At 47.0% G+C, this 16,573-nt stretch carries 18 protein-coding genes; 7 read left to right on the forward strand and 11 right to left on the reverse strand.

From position 1 onward, the window contains the following. Window positions 1–208: 208 nt before the first annotated feature. On the forward strand, window positions 209–1,846 hold the full coding sequence (gene nadB / locus D0B88_RS15155; RefSeq protein ID WP_007641992.1) for an L-aspartate oxidase: 1,638 nt from the start codon (window positions 209–211) through the stop codon (window positions 1,844–1,846). A gap of 1 nt (window position 1,847) precedes the next feature. Here nadB and D0B88_RS15160 read toward each other — a convergent pair whose 3' ends face one another. Next, on the reverse strand, window positions 1,848–2,396 hold the full coding sequence (locus D0B88_RS15160; RefSeq protein WP_151058219.1) for a protein YgfX: 549 nt from the start codon (window positions 2,394–2,396) through the stop codon (window positions 1,848–1,850). Then, the gene (locus D0B88_RS15165; RefSeq protein ID WP_007642009.1) at window positions 2,362–2,616 is read right to left on the reverse strand and encodes a succinate dehydrogenase assembly factor 2; all 255 of its coding nucleotides are present in this window, start codon (window positions 2,614–2,616) and stop codon (window positions 2,362–2,364) included. The genes D0B88_RS15160 and D0B88_RS15165 overlap by 35 nt, the downstream gene beginning before the upstream one ends. 113 nt (window positions 2,617–2,729) lie before the next feature. On the opposite strand from D0B88_RS15165, the gene D0B88_RS15170 reads away from it, so the two are divergent. Continuing rightward, window positions 2,730–3,689: a folate-binding protein YgfZ gene (locus tag D0B88_RS15170; protein WP_151058221.1), complete on the forward strand. Its 960-nt coding sequence runs from the start codon at window positions 2,730–2,732 to the stop codon at window positions 3,687–3,689. Between the two features lie 17 nt (window positions 3,690–3,706). Further along, complete coding sequence (locus D0B88_RS15175) at window positions 3,707–4,543, forward strand: HDOD domain-containing protein (RefSeq protein WP_151058223.1); 837 nt, start codon at window positions 3,707–3,709, stop codon at window positions 4,541–4,543. A gap of 70 nt (window positions 4,544–4,613) precedes the next feature. Here D0B88_RS15175 and D0B88_RS15180 read toward each other — a convergent pair whose 3' ends face one another. Then, window positions 4,614–5,651, reverse strand: a complete 1,038-nt coding sequence (locus tag D0B88_RS15180) for a LacI family DNA-binding transcriptional regulator (protein WP_225318394.1) — start codon at window positions 5,649–5,651, stop codon at window positions 4,614–4,616. A gap of 239 nt (window positions 5,652–5,890) precedes the next feature. On the opposite strand from D0B88_RS15180, the gene fucP reads away from it, so the two are divergent. Continuing rightward, on the forward strand, window positions 5,891–7,216 hold the full coding sequence (gene fucP, locus D0B88_RS15185; protein ID WP_151058227.1) for an L-fucose:H+ symporter permease: 1,326 nt from the start codon (window positions 5,891–5,893) through the stop codon (window positions 7,214–7,216). Between the two features lie 64 nt (window positions 7,217–7,280). On the opposite strand, the gene moaE is transcribed toward fucP, so the two are convergent. From moaE to moaC, 3 genes are read right to left on the reverse strand one after another with little or no spacing between them, the layout of a single operon-like run. Beyond that, window positions 7,281–7,733, reverse strand: coding sequence for a molybdopterin synthase catalytic subunit MoaE (moaE, locus tag D0B88_RS15190; RefSeq protein WP_151058229.1), 453 nt, complete (start codon window positions 7,731–7,733; stop codon window positions 7,281–7,283). Window position 7,734: 1 nt separating this feature from the next. After that, entirely contained in the window at window positions 7,735–7,983 is a 249-nt protein-coding gene (moaD, locus tag D0B88_RS15195) for a molybdopterin converting factor subunit 1 (protein WP_151058231.1), read from the reverse strand. Then, a complete protein-coding gene (gene moaC / locus D0B88_RS15200; RefSeq protein WP_151058233.1) occupies window positions 7,983–8,483 on the reverse strand; it encodes a cyclic pyranopterin monophosphate synthase MoaC in 501 nt (166 codons plus the stop codon). Before moaC ends, moaD begins: the two co-directional genes overlap by 1 nt. Before the next feature lie 122 nt (window positions 8,484–8,605). Between moaC and dusA the strand changes: the two genes are divergently transcribed. From dusA to D0B88_RS15215, 3 genes are all read left to right on the forward strand, one after another. Beyond that, window positions 8,606–9,607 (forward strand): tRNA dihydrouridine(20/20a) synthase DusA, encoded by a 1,002-nt coding sequence (gene dusA / locus D0B88_RS15205; RefSeq protein WP_191966453.1) that lies wholly within the window; start codon window positions 8,606–8,608, stop codon window positions 9,605–9,607. Between the two features lie 152 nt (window positions 9,608–9,759). Continuing rightward, window positions 9,760–10,716 carry a transaldolase gene (gene tal, locus D0B88_RS15210; protein ID WP_007642023.1) on the forward strand — a complete coding sequence of 319 codons (957 nt, stop codon included), beginning with the start codon at window positions 9,760–9,762 and terminating at the stop codon, window positions 10,714–10,716. Continuing rightward, window positions 10,706–11,164: a TerB family tellurite resistance protein gene (locus D0B88_RS15215; RefSeq protein ID WP_151058236.1), complete on the forward strand. Its 459-nt coding sequence runs from the start codon at window positions 10,706–10,708 to the stop codon at window positions 11,162–11,164. Before tal ends, D0B88_RS15215 begins: the two co-directional genes overlap by 11 nt. 27 nt (window positions 11,165–11,191) lie before the next feature. On the opposite strand, the gene D0B88_RS15220 is transcribed toward D0B88_RS15215, so the two are convergent. From D0B88_RS15220 to D0B88_RS15240, 5 genes are all read right to left on the reverse strand, one after another. Beyond that, entirely contained in the window at window positions 11,192–11,674 is a 483-nt protein-coding gene (locus tag D0B88_RS15220; protein WP_151058238.1) for an STAS domain-containing protein, read from the reverse strand. Next, the gene (locus tag D0B88_RS15225; protein WP_225318395.1) at window positions 11,674–12,894 is read right to left on the reverse strand and encodes a SpoIIE family protein phosphatase; all 1,221 of its coding nucleotides are present in this window, start codon (window positions 12,892–12,894) and stop codon (window positions 11,674–11,676) included. The genes D0B88_RS15220 and D0B88_RS15225 overlap by 1 nt, the downstream gene beginning before the upstream one ends. Window positions 12,895–13,049: 155 nt before the next feature. Continuing rightward, entirely contained in the window at window positions 13,050–14,453 is a 1,404-nt protein-coding gene (gene der / locus D0B88_RS15230) for a ribosome biogenesis GTPase Der (RefSeq protein WP_040392101.1), read from the reverse strand. 155 nt (window positions 14,454–14,608) lie between these two features. After that, complete coding sequence (gene bamB, locus D0B88_RS15235; protein ID WP_151058244.1) at window positions 14,609–15,835, reverse strand: outer membrane protein assembly factor BamB; 1,227 nt, start codon at window positions 15,833–15,835, stop codon at window positions 14,609–14,611. Beyond that, window positions 15,836–16,531 (reverse strand): tetratricopeptide repeat protein, encoded by a 696-nt coding sequence (locus tag D0B88_RS15240; RefSeq protein ID WP_151058246.1) that lies wholly within the window; start codon window positions 16,529–16,531, stop codon window positions 15,836–15,838. Between the last annotated feature and the right edge of the window lie 42 nt (window positions 16,532–16,573).

Consider the following 16,573-nt stretch of genomic DNA (forward strand, 5'->3'; position numbering starts at 1 on the left):
AAAACACAGTATCTTATGCAAAGTCTATTGGATTTACGCCGCTTATAGACAAAACCCTACACTAAAAGTTCAGGGGGCATTATACGGAGTTATTACCCGCAACGCTGTTTAGTTCGTATATAGCATTTGTGGCCGCTCTTTATGCCACGAAGGCTTGATATACTGGCGACCACTTTTGCCCTCCTTTCCCAACCCGGGTTTGATCTGAATGAATAAACACTACCAATATGATGTGCTGGTGATTGGCTCAGGCGCTGCGGGCCTCACGCTGGCATTAAGCCTCGCGAAGAATGCGCGCGTAGCTGTGCTGAGTAAAAATGCTATTAACCAAGGGTCTACCTGGTATGCCCAAGGCGGGATTGCCGCGGTACTTGACGATCAGGATTCGATTGACGCCCATGTTGCCGACACGCTGATTGCCGGCGCCGGCCTGTGCCACGAAGACGCCGTGCGTTTTACGGTCGAACACAGCAAAGCGGCAATTCAATGGCTGATCGACCAAGGGGTTAACTTCACCAAAGAAAACTCCAATGGCGATTATCACCTCACCAAAGAGGGCGGCCACAGCCATCGCCGCATTATTCACAGCGCCGATGCCACCGGTCAGGCGGTGCACTCCACCTTGATCGATCAAGTGCAGCAACAGTCAAACATCGACATATTTGAAAATCATGTAGCGATTAACCTGATATCCCAAGCCGATGCCGACTCGCGCAAGCTGCGCTGCAGCGGCGCCTATGTGCTCGATAACAACAGTGACGATATTCACGTATTCCAAGCCAAAGTAGTTGTTCTGGCCACCGGTGGTGCAAGTAAGGTTTATCTTTATAGCAGCAACCCGGACAGTGCCAGCGGCGATGGCATTGCCATGGCTTGGCGGGCAGGCTGCCGGGTGGCCAATATGGAATTCAACCAATTCCACCCCACTTGCCTCTACCACCCGCGCGCCAAAAACTTTTTGATCACCGAAGCCCTGCGCGGTGAAGGCGCTTATTTACGTTTGCCCAGTGGCGAGCGGTTTATGCCGCGTTTTGATGAGCGCGAAGAGCTGGCGCCGCGCGATATAGTGGCACGTGCTATAGACCATGAAATCAAACGCCTCGGCTGCGATTTTGTGTATCTGGATATCAGTCACAAATCGCCTGAATTTATTAGCGAACACTTCCCCACGGTTAAAGCGCGCTGTTTGGAATTTGGCATTGATATCACTAAAGAGCCCATTCCTGTCGTGCCTGCGGCGCATTACACTTGCGGCGGCGTGGTAGTAGATAAAAACGGCCAAACCGATTTGCAGCATTTATATGCGATTGGCGAAACCTCATTTACCGGCTTACACGGCGCCAACCGTATGGCGAGCAATTCGCTGCTGGAATGTATCGTTTACGCCCAATCGGCCGCGCAACATATTTTGGCTAAACTCGATCAGATTCATACGCCCGATGTATCACCCCAATGGGACGCCTCGCGGGTGCGCGATTCCGACGAGGACGTGGTGATTTCGCACAACTGGGACGAGCTGCGCCGATTTATGTGGGATTACGTCGGTATTGTGCGCACCCATAAACGCTTGGAGCGCGCGACCCATCGCATTAAATTGCTGCAAAAAGAAATTGCCGAGTATTACAGCAACTACAACATCAGCAGCGATTTGATCGAACTGCGCAACCTGGCCACTGTCGCGGAATTGATTATTCGCTCGGCCCATGAGCGCAAAGAAAGCCGCGGCCTGCACTACTCGCCCGACTATCCAAACAAATCACCTATTGCACGGGACACCATACTGGTACCGACCAATTTTGCCGGACAGGATGTGATTGTTAGCAAGGATATTGATCTTACTGTATAGGCTAACCTTTTGGCCTTAAACAGGCCCGCAGCCAGGTGCGCAAACGCGCCTGATCTGCGGGCTTAATAGCATCATGGCAAAGCAGTAAAAATCTTTTGCTCCCGCTCTCGGACTGCAAGGGCAAAACAATTAGCCAAGGCCAGCAGAGCACCTCCCCAACCAAGACACAATTCAGCTGCTCTTTTTGGTTATTGGAAAGAATCCAAAATCCGTTTTCATAAGCGAGCGAACCAACTGGTATTGCTGCACACTGCAGCGCATATAAATGCCATAGCCCAATACAACTACCCAGCAATAGGGCCAACCAAACCAGGCGCATTACACCACCAGTATTAACGTCACTTATATAGGGAAAGAGCGCGATAAATAGCGACAACACAAACAACCCGTAAAAGAGCCGGTAAAAGATGCGCAAAAAAGCAGAGGTTGAAATGGAGAGCACTGCCATTGGCGGCAGTGCTTTTGATGCAGAAGCCGATGGACCGCTTGCCCCATCCGCCAGCAGGTCAACAGTGTCAGCTGTTGGTTTTTTGAAGGCCGGTATTTGCACGAATAATGTCCACAATCCGTTGTAGTTCAGGGCTATCGGGATTTTCGCGACGCATAAACCAAGCAAAAAGATCTTGATCCTGCTCTTCCAATAGCAACCAGAAACGTTCTTTATCGCTCTGTTCCAGCCCTGGGTACACTTTCTCTAAAAAAGGCGCCAGCACCAGATCCAACTCCAGCATACCGCGCCGACAAGCCCACTTTAAACGATTGATATCCACGCTAATACCTGTATTAAAAATAAGAGAAGCACATTATAAACGAGCACCTTGCCAAAGACTCGCTTTGACTAGAGAATCGCGCTGCCTGTAGTCAATTTGCGGAACTCTTCCCCATGCCCAATCCGGATTTATCAACCATGACTTACCTCGCAACGCTCACCAACAAACAGCTGCTCTTGGTCAAAGGCCCAGATGCAGGTAAATTTTTGCAAGGCCAAGTCACATGCGATGTAAAAGAACTAAACGAGCCAGTCACTCGTCTTGGCGCGCAATGCAATCCGAAAGGCCGAATACTCCTGAGCTTTCGCGCCCTGCAAATGAATAACGAAACCATCGCGCTACGCCTGCCTGCAAACATGATGGAGTCGGCGCAAAAAACACTGGGTAAATACATAGTGTTCTCCAAAGCCAAGCTGCAGGATGGCGGTAATGACTTCGCCCTATTCGGTTTGTTTGGCGATTCCGCCGCTACTGTAGCGTCCACCTTTTTCCAACAGTTACCTACAACTTACGAGGGCTGGATAGAAAAAGATGGCAGCTACCTGATTCAATTAGCCGCAAATCGCTTCGAATGCTGGGTTGCAACCGCAACTGTTGATTCCTTTCTTGATGCAATAGAAAAACAAACGCAGAAAGTTAGCGCGGATGAATGGCAGCTATTGGATATCGCTGCCGGTATTGGTGAGGTTTATCCAGAATCCTACGAGCTGTTTACCCCGCAAGAACTGAATTATCAATTGGTTAACGGCATCAACTTTCGTAAGGGTTGTTATACCGGCCAGGAAATAGTGGCGCGTCTTCACTATCGCGGAAAACTGAAACGCCATATGTATCGCTTTGAATACAAAAACGACCAAACACCTCCACCAGGAACCACCATAATCAATAGTTTAAGTGGACAAAATGCCGGCACCGTAGTCATGGCGGCACTGAACCAACAAGGAAAAATCGAACTATTGGCTTCATTGCTGGATGAGCAAATTGATCAAGCAAAAGTAGAATCGGCCACAGAAAAACTCAGCCAACTCAGTCTGCCCTATGCTATACCTACAGCAGAAGAAGCCACTCAATAATGATGTCAGGACAACCAATGAATCCTATTGCTGAAAAAGTACGCCAGGAAATCATAACTGCAATTGAAAAAGATCAACTCGTACTACCGACACTACCCGAGGTAGCACTGAAAGTTCGGGAAGTTGCCGACGACCCGGATGCCGACATCGACAAGCTCACCAGCGTTATTGGCAACGATGCTGCGCTGAGCGCGCGCATTATTCGTGTTGCCAATAGCCCGTTACTGCGCGCCAGTCGCGCGATTGAAGATTTGCGCACCGCACTTATGCGCCTTGGTATTCAATACACATGCAATATCGCCACCGGGCTCGCCATGGAACAAATGTTTCAGGCAACGTCGGATTTGGTGGACATGCGCATGCGCGAAGTGTGGAGCCGTTCAAGTGAAGTAGCTGGAATTTGCCATGTACTTTGCAAGCACTACACCAAACTGCGCCCGGACCAAGCCACCTTGGCTGGGCTGGTGCACAAAATCGGTGTACTACCGATTCTCACCTATGCCGAAGACCATCCTGCGCTCTTGAAAGACAGCTTTACACTGGATGCTGTTATTGATGTATTACACGCGCCACTCGGGGACCTTATCCTGAAAACCTGGGGTTTCCCCGAGGAGCTCGCGCACATTCCAACCCAGCATATAGACTTTACTCGCTCTATTCCCAAGGCGGATTATGCGGATGTTGTGACTGTCGCCATGCTCCAAAGTTATCTTGGAACTGATTCAGCCATGACCAAAATCGACTTCACCAAAGTAAAAGCGTTTGAAAGACTTGGACTCGACCCAGACATGCAAGTGAGTGAATCAGAAGATTTGAGTGCAGATATGGAAGCAGCCATGTCGATGTTGGTGTAGAAACACCAACTTACCCTATTTATTTGAAACCCCTGCCCTCAAAACTGAGGGCAAAAGTAGTATTGAAAAACTATTTGGTTTTGACTGATTTTGTCGGCACCAGCGGGCCAGTAGATTCACGCACAATGATGCTTGAATTCAGCATACTGGCCGGTAGTTGAATATCTTTTCCCCGCAACTGTTTCAGCAGCAAATCAGTCGCTTTTTTTGCCATCTGCCGAATCGGCTGACGAATAGTTGTTAGTGATGGCCAAATTTGATGCGCAACGGGTGTATCGTCAAAGCCGGCCACCGATAATTGCGCAGGAATTTTTACCCCTATTTGATGAGCCACCATCATGACACCTGCCGCCATATCATCATTAGCTGCAAAAATCGCTGTCGGCCGCTCCGACAAACCAAGCAATTGTTTAGCGCAAGTCTCTCCTGATTCAAATGAATTATCGCCCTGAGCCACCAGATTTGTTAATAAGGGCAATTCATTTTCAATTAATGCCGCCTTATAACCCTCATAACGCAACGACATTGCACGGTGATCCGGATGACCACAAATAAAACCAATCCGCATATGCCCCTGCGCAATTAGCTGACAGGTCATGTCGTAGGACGCTTCTTCGTCGTTGGTTTCTACATAGGGTGACGCAGATTTATTTTCTGTTGGCGCCACCCGCACAAACGGAATATTCATTTTTTTTAGCAGCGTGATCACGGCCATGTTATCTGACAACGGCGGTGTCAACATGACGCCATCTACACGCTTCTCCAAAATCAAATCAGTAACTTCATCAATCAAGTTAGGGTCGCGATGAATCGCCGGGTGCACCAATAATTCGTAGCGCTGTGGACGACAAATCTCCAATACACCTTCTTGAATATCCAAGACGTAGTGCGCACTGGGGTGCCCGTAAATAAGCCCCAACAAGTAAGAACGATTGCCCGCAAGACTGCGCGCCGATTGATTGGGCCGATAACTTAACTCCCGAATCGCCGCTTCAACTTTTTCACGGGTAGCTGGTCGCACATTCGGTTCATTATTCACCACGCGCGACACGGTTTTCATCGAAACACCCGCCAGCGCGGCAACATCATCGATAGTTGCTTTAGTCACTAAACTCACCTCAGCGTTATAGTTTTAGAGGTCAATATGACCATAAGACAGTAAGAGTGCAACCGATTGTAAACCGGGAACAAACAATGTGACAGCGTTATAGCCTTGCATTATAGTACCGCGCGCTTGCGTCGGCTTCCTCAAGCTGCGTTAGCGCACCAAGGTTTTGAATCAATCGGCAAACCTTATTTTAAGACCACGACAACGACAAACAATTTTTATAACAACGAGGTAATCTCATGGCCAGCGTACCCCAAGGTTCTACCGCCCCACTCAACAACTCAGTGAGTACGGGCAACAACACAGTCCCACTGATTATCATCACTATTTTGTTTTTTATGTGGGGTTTATTAACCTCACTTAATGACGTACTAATCCCTCATCTGAAAAGTGTTTACACACTCAGCTACACCCAAGCAATGCTCGTTCAATTTTGTTTTTTTGGTGCCTACTTTGTGGTGTCTTTACCTGCTGGCGCGCTAATTAAACGCCTCGGTTATCAGAACGGCGCCGTTGCTGGCCTGATCATCGCCGCTTCTGGTTGCGCACTATTTTATCCTGCTGCAACTAGTGGTTACGCACTTTTTTTGTTTGCGTTATTTGTCCTCGCGTCTGGCATCACAATTTTACAAGTAGCAGCAAATCCTTACGTTACTGTGCTTGGCCCAGCCAAAACAGCATCCAGCCGCTTAACACTCACCCAAGCATTTAATTCATTAGGAACCACTATTGCTCCTGCATTAGGCGGCATGTTGATTTTAGGCACAGCTGTATTAACTGCAGATCAATTAGCTCTTTTGCCTGCTGCAGAACAAGCAGCGCACAGAGCCCAGGAAGCCGCATCAGTGCAAGGCCCCTATTTAGCATTAGCAGCGGCACTGCTTTCTTTAGCTTTATTTTTTGCATTCGCCAAACTGCCTAAGATCCACCATGACGAAGAACCAGGCATATCCAGTGATATGGCCTCTAATAAAGAGTCTGCACTCTCACATAAGCATTTAGTGTTGGGAGCAATTGGTATTTTCTTGTACGTGGGCGCAGAGGTATCTATTGGAAGCTTCTTAATTAACTTTTTTGGCGAAGAAAACATTGCCGGATTAAAAGAAGCTGATGCAGCGCATCTGGTTAGCTATTACTGGGGAGGCGCAATGATTGGTCGCTTTATAGGTTTTGCGGTAATGCGCTATGTCAGCCCAGGAAAAACCTTGGCATTTAACTGTATTTGTTCTGTTATTTTAGTATTGGTTGCAGTATTTACCGAAGGCAAGTTAGCCATGTGGGCGATTATTGCTGTGGGCTTGTTTAACTCAATTATGTTCCCCACTATTTTTAGTATGGCACTGCACAATCTCGGCAAGTTTACCGGCCAAGGCTCTGGCTTCCTGTGTATGGCCATAGTAGGTGGTGCATTGGTGCCATTGCTGCAAGGCGCTCTTGCGGACACCATTGGTCTACAACTGTCATTTTTATTGCCTGCAGCATGCTATGTTTACATTATGTATTTTGGTCTTAAGTACGCAGGCATCTACAAATCCGAGCCGGCATCTGAGCCGGCACATTTGTAATTAGTCAGACATAAGTCGTATAAAAATGGGCGCCTCAGCGCCCATTTTTATTTACCCGTTTTATTTACCACCGCTCACGGGCATCTTTATCTTTTTGATTTTCATCCACCCACATCTCACCTTGCGCCGTTATTTCCTTTTTCCAAAAAGGGGCTTGGGTTTTTAAAAAGTCCATCAAAAATTCAGCAGCCTGAAATGCATGTTCGCGATGCTGACTAGTAACACCCACAAATACAATTTGATCACTTAAATACAATTGCCCTACACGGTGAACAATACGCACAGAAATTAAATCCCAACGCTGTCTTGCAACATTCATTATTTGATCTAGTACACGCTCTGTCATACCAGGATAATATTCAAGCGAGAGACCGGACACCAAACGCGACTGATTCATCTCACGCACTCGGCCAACAAAAAAAACCACCGCCCCCGCATCTTTATCATTTTCAACTAGCTGTGCGTATTCATCGCCCACATTAAAATCATTGGTTTGAACTGCAATAGAAAATGGCATATTAACCTCCGGTAACCGGCGGGAAAAACGCCACTTCATCGCCAGACTTCAAGGGGAAATCACCACGTGCATATTCATGATTCAGTGCAATTAATAATTTTTTGTTCTCCAAAAACTCTGCCCATTCAGGGTGATGCGAAATCAAGTATTGCTTTAACTCCCCAATAGACTTTGCTGAATTGGAGTCGACCTGTATGCCGTTACTGCCCAGCTGCTCGCGCAGCAGCGCTAAAAATACCACCTGGATCATTATTCGTTTACCTCGTGCCGCCCTGTTGTTTCACGCTGATAGTGGCCGCGACGCCCGCCCATTTTCTCCAATAGGCAAATCTGCTCAATTACCATGCCCATATCTACTGCTTTACACATATCGTAAATTGCCAGCGCAGCGACACTTGCCGCTGTAAGCGCTTCCATTTCTACGCCTGTTTGACCGGTTAGTTTGCAGTAACTGGTAATTTCTATACTGGAATTAGCTTCATCCAAACTGAAATCGACCGCCACTTTACTCAGCGCTAGCGGATGACAAAGAGGGATCAGATCCGCGCACTTTTTTGCGGCCTGAATACCAGCAATGCGCGCAACAGCCAACACATCCCCTTTTTTCAGGCCGTTGTTTTTGATTTGCACCAATGTTTCAGGCTGCATTACAACCCGTGCAAAAGCGCGGGCTTCGCGCACGCTCGCGGGTTTATCTGAGACATCCACCATGCTTGCGTGACCATGGGAGTCGATATGAGTCAATGACATAAATAGATTCTTCCGATTGTCGAGCTGGTTTACCGTGCAGCCCTAAGTAAATATCGCTATCATAAAACACCTGCCGATATTGCTTGGCATTTTTATTTTGCGCTATTGAAATTCATACCTTGATGACACCAACCCCAACCCTTGACCGCCGCTTTACCCTCGCTCCGATGATGGAGTGGTCAACCTCTGATTGCCGCACCTTTTGGCGCATGCTCACCAAAGAAGCCGTTCTCTACAGCGAGATGGTTACCACCGGTGCGCTCTTGCATGGTGATAAAAAGCGTTTCCTCGATTACAACGCCTGTGAACATCCCTTGGCTTTGCAGCTTGGTGGTAGCAACCCCACCGATCTCGCTGAATGTGCACGCATCGCCGAAGACTGGGGTTACGATGAGGTCAATCTCAACTGTGGCTGCCCCAGTGATCGCGTACAAAATGGCATGATTGGCGCCTGCTTAATGGCCGAGCCAGAACTAGTGGCCGATTGCATCGCAAGCATGCAGCATGCGGTGAAAATTCCGGTGACGGTAAAGCATCGCATCGGAATCGACGACATGGAAGATTATGCCGGGCTGGTCAAATTTGTCAGCACCGTCGCCGCAACTGGCTGTAGTACCTTCATTGTTCACGCGCGCAAAGCCTGGCTAAAAGGCCTCAGCCCTAAAGAAAACCGTGAAGTACCGCCATTGCAGTACGATAAGGTCTATCAGCTCAAACAGGATTTCCCCCAGCTCAACATTATTATCAACGGTGGTATCACTACACTAGAGCAAACGAAAACCCTGCTGGCACATGTGGACGGTGTCATGATTGGTCGTGAGGCTTACAGCAATCCCTATCTACTCGCAGAAGTTGATCAGCAAATTTACGGCAGCTCGCGCACCATCATCAGCCGCGATGAGGTAATGGAACAATTTAAAGAATATTGTATCGAACAGTTAGCGAAGGGCGCACGCCTCAATCATTTGACCCGGCATATTCTTGGGCTCTACCAAGGACTACCGGGTGCACGGCAATTTAGACGCGTTATTAGTGAGCAAGCCCACAAACCCGGTGCTGGAATCGAGGTTCTTGAACGAGCGCTTGCGGCCATAAATGAGTTACCATTAGCAACTATTACTTGATTTACTCTTGGGCCTAAAACCTTAATAGACTATGTATTTATCGCTTTATAAAAAATGACTGTTTCATTCAAAAAGTCATTAAGACTATAATATATCTGACGGCAATAAGACGAATATCAACCACTTGTTATTTCAGAAATAGGATTACCACTGTGACTAGTAAACTCGAACAACTGAAGCAATTTACCGACGTCGTAGCCGATACTGGCGATATAGAAGCCATTCGCCTTTACAAACCTCTGGATGCGACCACCAACCCATCGCTGGTTTATAAAGCAGCACAAATGCCGCAATATGAAAGCCTGCTGACCTCATCTATCGCCGCAAATAAAGGTATCACTAACAGCGCAGAACAACTGAGCGCTGTGTGTGATCACCTTGCTGTTGGCATTGGCTTGGAAATTCTGAAAATTGTTCCCGGCCGTATTTCTACCGAAGTGGATGCGCGCTTGTCATTTGACACCAAAGCCTCTATCGCCAAGGCGCACCAATTAATCAGCCTGTATGAAAAAGGTGGTGTTGATAAATCTCGTGTATTGATCAAACTTGCATCTACTTGGGAAGGCATTCGCGCCGCCGAAGTTTTGGAAAAAGAAGGCATTAACTGCAACCTGACCCTGCTGTTTGGCTTCAATCAAGCAGCCGCCTGTGCTGATGCTGGCGTATTTCTTATCTCTCCCTTTGTAGGTCGTATTCTTGATTGGTACAAAGCGAACACCGACAAAAAAGAATACACCGCAGAAGAAGATCCAGGCGTAGTATCTGTACGTCAGATCTACAACTACTACAAACAAAATGGCTACAAAACTGTGGTAATGGGTGCGAGCTTCCGTAACCTCGGCGAAATTGAAGCGCTAGCCGGTTGTGATCGTTTGACCATCAGCCCACAATTGCTGCAAGAATTGGATCAGGACAAAGGCGAATTAAAGCGCGTCCTGTCACCAAACAATTCAGGTGAAAAAATCGCAAAACAAATCGAGACAGAAGCAAGCTTCCGTTTTGGTATCAACCAAGATGCTATGGCCACCGAAAAACTGGCCGAGGGTATCCGCGGTTTTGTGAAAGATCAGATCAACCTTGAGAACCTGATTAAAGCCCGTGCTCAATAAGCTCGCACGCTTTATCGAGCGCCACCTGCAATCAGGTGGCGACTCACTCGCCCTCACCGATCACCAGAAACAACTGGCCATTTCTGCATTGCTGGTGGAAATTGCCATGGCTGATCATCACTTCTCCGAAATTGAAGCTAACAAACTCAATCAATTACTCGCACAAAAATTTTCACTTACCACAAATGAAATCGCCGACTTGATTGATCTCGCCAAAAATGAGTCTCATGATGCAACGTCATTGCATCAATTCACTCAAATTGTGAACACGCAATGCTCAGCGAGCGATAAATTTCGCCTGATAATAGCGATGTGGGAAATGGCTTATGCCGATGGAGATTTGGATAAATACGAAGACTACATGATCAGAAAGGTAGCAGATTTAATCTACGTCCCGCACAGCGAATTTATTCGCGCTAAAAATCTTGTCAAAACAAAACTGCAGTAACAAATCAAAAAAATTGGTTTAATAGTTTTAACAGTTCTCCAACATGTTTACCAAGTTACGAAATGTATCTGCGTTACTTGCGTTCAAACCCATCAAAATTTTATGGGCCTCTAATACTTTTTCTTTTACTTCTTGTTCATCACAATTAATGCAATTTAGTGGCTGCGCGCTGAGCACTGGAGCATCAAGCTTGTCGACTATAGTAAATATATCGCCGAACCCCATGGTTTGAAGGATGCGCTGGATACTCGGGTTACTCGCCAAGATAACCGGTACTATTCCACATCGCTCCTGACCCAAAATTGATATTTTTGCCATCAACCCCAATGTTGTACTGTCAATCGCCTCCGCATCCGAAAGATCAAACAGCACTGAGGTAAAATTCTCACTTTTAAACATTGCATCAATAAATTGATCGAAAGAAATACAGAGAGTAAGGCGAACATCACCCAGCATCTTGATGATATAAACACCATTGTGGTCGGCAACTAAAATCTGGCCGGGTTTCATCAACTCACACCTCTAGAAATCGAAAGGACCGCGATATCATCGGGGTTATCACGAATCTCTTTTATCACCAAAGTATTGCAGACGGAATCCAAAGTGCCAGTGCTGGCAGCAACCCGCGCCAATAAATGAGCTTCTTTATCCGCCAACTCAACCTGTGGCAATGTTTCCAAAACACCATCCGAAAAACAAATCAAAGCAAATTTTTCAGGAAGATCTCGTTCATACAGCTGCCAACTAACTTCCTTGAAAATACCTGCGGGCTTACCCTGCCCCACCAAGTACTCCGCGCCGGACTCAGTCAACAAAATTGGCATAGGCAGGTGGCCTGCAACCACATAATGCATTTTATCTGTATGGGTATCTATTATGCCTACAAAAAGTGTTAGGTGATGACTGAGGCGAGTCTCATGCAGTTCACGATTAATTTGCCGCAACATTTGATTAGCACCCTCAACAAACGAGTACTCATCACCAAACAAGCCCTCCTCGCGTACCATTCGGCTTACCAAGTGTTTTAGCCAAATAGTGACAAATGCAGAAGATGCACCGTGACCTGAAACGTCAGCTAAGTAAAACGCGAGGTAACGTTGTTTAATGTGGGCATAATCAACAAAATCGCCACTGAGAAAAAGCGAAGGAACTATAGTATGCGCAACCTGATAACCCTCTTGGGTGCTGAGCCCAGATGGCATCAGTCGTCGCTGCACCCTGCGACCAGCAATCTGATCTCGCTCCAGAACACGCAAATTCTCTTTCAGCTCGCGATTGGCGTCCTCCAGTTGTGCTCTATAACGCAAATTTTCGGCTTCCAGATCCTGACGATCAAGCACTTTATTGATCGAGTGAACAAGAACCTCTAAATCAGCAAGCGGTTTAATCAAATAATCTCTCGCTCCCAAACGCAATGCAGCTACTACATCGCTCATCACACCAGCACCGGACACCACAATAACAGGCAACTCAGGGAACTGGTCGTGTAACGTTTGCAATAACTGCAAACCGTCGCCGTTGGGCATACGCAGATCAGTGATAATCAAATCAGGGTAGTCGTGATTGGACTGAAGAAGGTGAAGTGCAGAGTGGGAGTCAATAGCAAACTGCACAGCAAAACCACTATCAGACAGATAGGTTAAAAGGCTTTGGCGGACAAGGGCATCGTCATCGATGATAAGCAGCTTGCGGCTTGCGGGTGTCATCTTCTGCTCGGGCTTGGAGTTCAAGTGGACCGCCGCGGCGATCAATAAAGCGCGTAACACTACTCCTTCACTACGCCGGTTGCAAGCTGTAGTTGGCTGTGAAATTACTTCTTTTGGGCCATAACAATGGCGCGCCGAGCAACAAGATTTGTGCTGTCTTGGGCGCCATCATGTGGGAATTACTTTGGCTTTTTATTGTTTTTCTCGCGCTCTGCTTTGCGCCGCATCTCAACCAGCTGTCGCTGGGTAAGTTTCCCTTTCCGCTCCGAATAAGGGTTTTCATTGTTACGGAACTCTATTTTTATCGGAGTTCCGTGCAGGTCCAAGACCCGACGGAAGGTTTTTTCCAAATACTTGGTGTAGTGACTGGGAACATCATTGGTCTGGTTACCATGAATCACGATTATCGGTGGATTATGTCCACCCGGGTGAGCGTAACGCAGCTTGATGCGTCGCCCTTGGATCATGGGCGGCTGATGCTCACGTACAGCATCTTGCAGAATTCTTGTGAGGTAATTAGTGCTGAACTTATCTGTTGCCGATTGGTAAGCTAACTCAATGGACTTGTAGAGATTTCCAACACCTGTACCGTGCAAGGCAGAAATAAAGTGAATGGTGGCAAAATCTACAAAGCGTAAACGGCGCTCAATTTCATTTTTCACATATTGTTTGTGCGCATCATCCAAACCATCCCACTTATTCAGCGCTATCACCAACGCGCGGCCAGCCTCAATGGTAGTGCCCATCAGGTGCAAATCTTGCTCAACCACACCTTCGCTGGCATCCATTACCAACACTACAACGTTTGCATCTGCAATCGCCTGCATGGTTTTGACGATAGAAAATTTTTCCACCATCAAATCAATATTTTTTCGCCGACGTACTCCCGCCGTATCAATAATGGTGTAAGGCTTATCAAAACGAGTGTAATTGATATAAATACTATCCCGAGTAGTACCGGGCTCATCGTAAACCACCACCCGATCTTCACCCAGCAAGCGATTTACCAGAGTTGACTTGCCTACGTTGGGACGGCCAACAATGGCAATTTTAATACCGGTCGCATCGTCTGGTTGATAATCCTCTGGAAATTCAGGGATTTCTGCCAGAACCTCTTCCATCAAGGATCTCACACCACGACCGTGGCTTGCAGTCGTTGGGTAAACTTCACCCAATCCAAGCTCATAAAATGGTGCCAACGCAATATCGGGATCTGTACCGTCAATTTTATTGGCAACCAAATAAGTTTTTTTGTTGTTGACGCGCAAATGCTTGGCAATGGTTTCATCGGCCGGATTAAGCCCGGCACGACTATCGACAATAAAGAGGACTATATCGGCCTCTTGTATCGCCAGCAGCGATTGCCCCGCCATCATGCTGTCGATACCCTCTTCCTCACCGCTGATTCCGCCGGTATCAATAACAATAAAACGGCGGTTCTCTAATATACCTTCGCCGTACTTACGATCGCGGGTTAAACCGGGGTAATCCGCTACCAAGGCATCGCGAGACTGGGTCAAGCGATTAAAAAGAGTGGATTTACCCACATTAGGGCGACCAACAAGTGCTATTACGGGGATAATCATAAAAATATCAATGAGGTAAAAAGTCAGAAATGAAGGCGGATGCCGCCCGGAAATAAACTTTGCTAAAAACAAAACCAGCCGCTGAGGAGTTTACCATTAATCACTCAATGATAAATTCAGCGGCTGGTTTTAGTTTGCTCTAAAGCCGAAGTTTATTCGTCTTTTTCAGCACGAAACGCAATTAGTTTGCCACGATTAGTAAACACATAAAGTGTTTCACCATCTGTTTGCATCGGAGCACGTGCGCCTTTTCTGTCAACACGAGTACGTGCTGCAAACTGGCCATCACTTTGGTTGAGCACGTGCATGTAGCCTTTAAAATCAACTACGGCTACATAATCACCAAATACTTGTGGCCCGTTCAAATTACGGCGCAACATTTGTTCATTAACCCACAATTGTTCGCCCGTGGCCGCACTGTAAGCAGCCACTTTGCCATCGGAATGGGCAACAAAAACTTTATCTGAGGAAACAGCCAGATTTTCACTGGTTGAACCATCAATTCCCCACAGTGGACTGCCAGTTCCACGCGCTATTGCACTGACTCGACCCTGATAGGTACCAACATACAGAACCCCATCACGCAGAACTGGACTGGAATGGATATCTACCATCCGCTCCAGCTCTGAACGACCTTTTGGTGAAGCTATACGCTGCTCCCACAGTATCAAACCATTACTCGGGTTAAAGGCCATCATGCGACCATTGGAAAAACCGGTGTAAATCGCTGTGTCGGTGACTATTGGTGATGGCGTACCGCGCAACGTCAGAACTGGTGGCTGATTATCATAAAACCACAATTGTTCACCGGTTTTGGCATCCAAGGCATAGAGCTTGCCATTCACCGATTGAGCAGCAACAACACTTCCGTTAGTACGTGGAGCTGAAACTATTTCACCCGGAAGCTGTTTACGCCATAACTCATCGCCATTTTCTTTGGATAAAGCCATAACTTCACCCGCATAAGTCGCCACCAGCAACAAACCATTTTCAGCAGCGATACCACCAATGATTTGGCGGTTCGGGTCAGTGGCAACGAAGAAACCCTTCAGCCATCCCCACAGTCCCTGTTCTGCTTTATTAATCTTGCGTGACCAGAGCTTTTTGCCAGAACCAGTGTTTACTGCAACAACCAAACCTTCAAAATCAACCGCATAAATAACATCGCCATCTAATGCAGGTGTGAGGCTACTAAAACCTTTGTTTTGACCTTCACCAATACCACGTTTCCACACCCGATCCAGGTCGATAGTCTCTTCAAAATCGACTAACTCCATGGGTTCGTTTCCTGTTTTTTTACTAAACCAGGAACATCCGGAAACAGCGAATGCACAAAGCAAAACCAACCAGCTAAAGTGCCTCACAGAGACTTGCGTCATTTACTTCTCCTCAGCAACAGGGGCTGCCGGCACAGAATCATTTACTTTCAAATCATCAACTTTCATTTGCAACAACATGTAACGCTCTTGTTGTTGAGGATCAATTGAGGTCAGCGCTTTTTCAAATGAGGTTCTGGCAGCATCCAAGTCACCTTGTAATTTAAAGATATCCCCGCGTGCTTCAGCGTAATCAGCAACAAATGCTGCCGCTGGTTCTGGAGTCAATTGCGCCAAGGCTTCGTCATAAGCTTTCTGTGCAGTTAACACTCGCGCCAATCGCAAGCGAGCCAACTGCTCAGTTGCAGCATCCGGTTTGGCAGACAAAATCCATTTAAGTTCACTCGCTGCCGCATCTAACTTGTTATCTTCAACAGCCAATTTGGCAAGAAAAAAAGCCGCGCTATGTGCGTACATGCTTTTGCTATTTGCCTCTTTCAGCTGACCGGCTAAATGAGTAACAGTCGCTTTATCAGCATCGGTGATTACCTTGCCAGGCTCAACGTTAACCAGTTTCAACAGTTCTTCATACATTACTGATGCTTTTTCAGCCGCTTGACGTTTTTGATCCTGCCACGTTGTAAAACCAAAATAGCCAGCCACAACGATTAATACGGCGATGATTATGGTTCTACCATAATCCTTCCACCAACGCTTTAAGACTTCTAATTGTTCTTCTTCTGAAAGATGTACGCTCACAATTGACTCCTGTAGGACTTGCGCAACGCGCAGGAAATATTA

This window comes from Cellvibrio sp. KY-YJ-3 (genome assembly GCF_008806955.1).
GTDB lineage: Bacteria > Pseudomonadota > Gammaproteobacteria > Pseudomonadales > Cellvibrionaceae > Cellvibrio.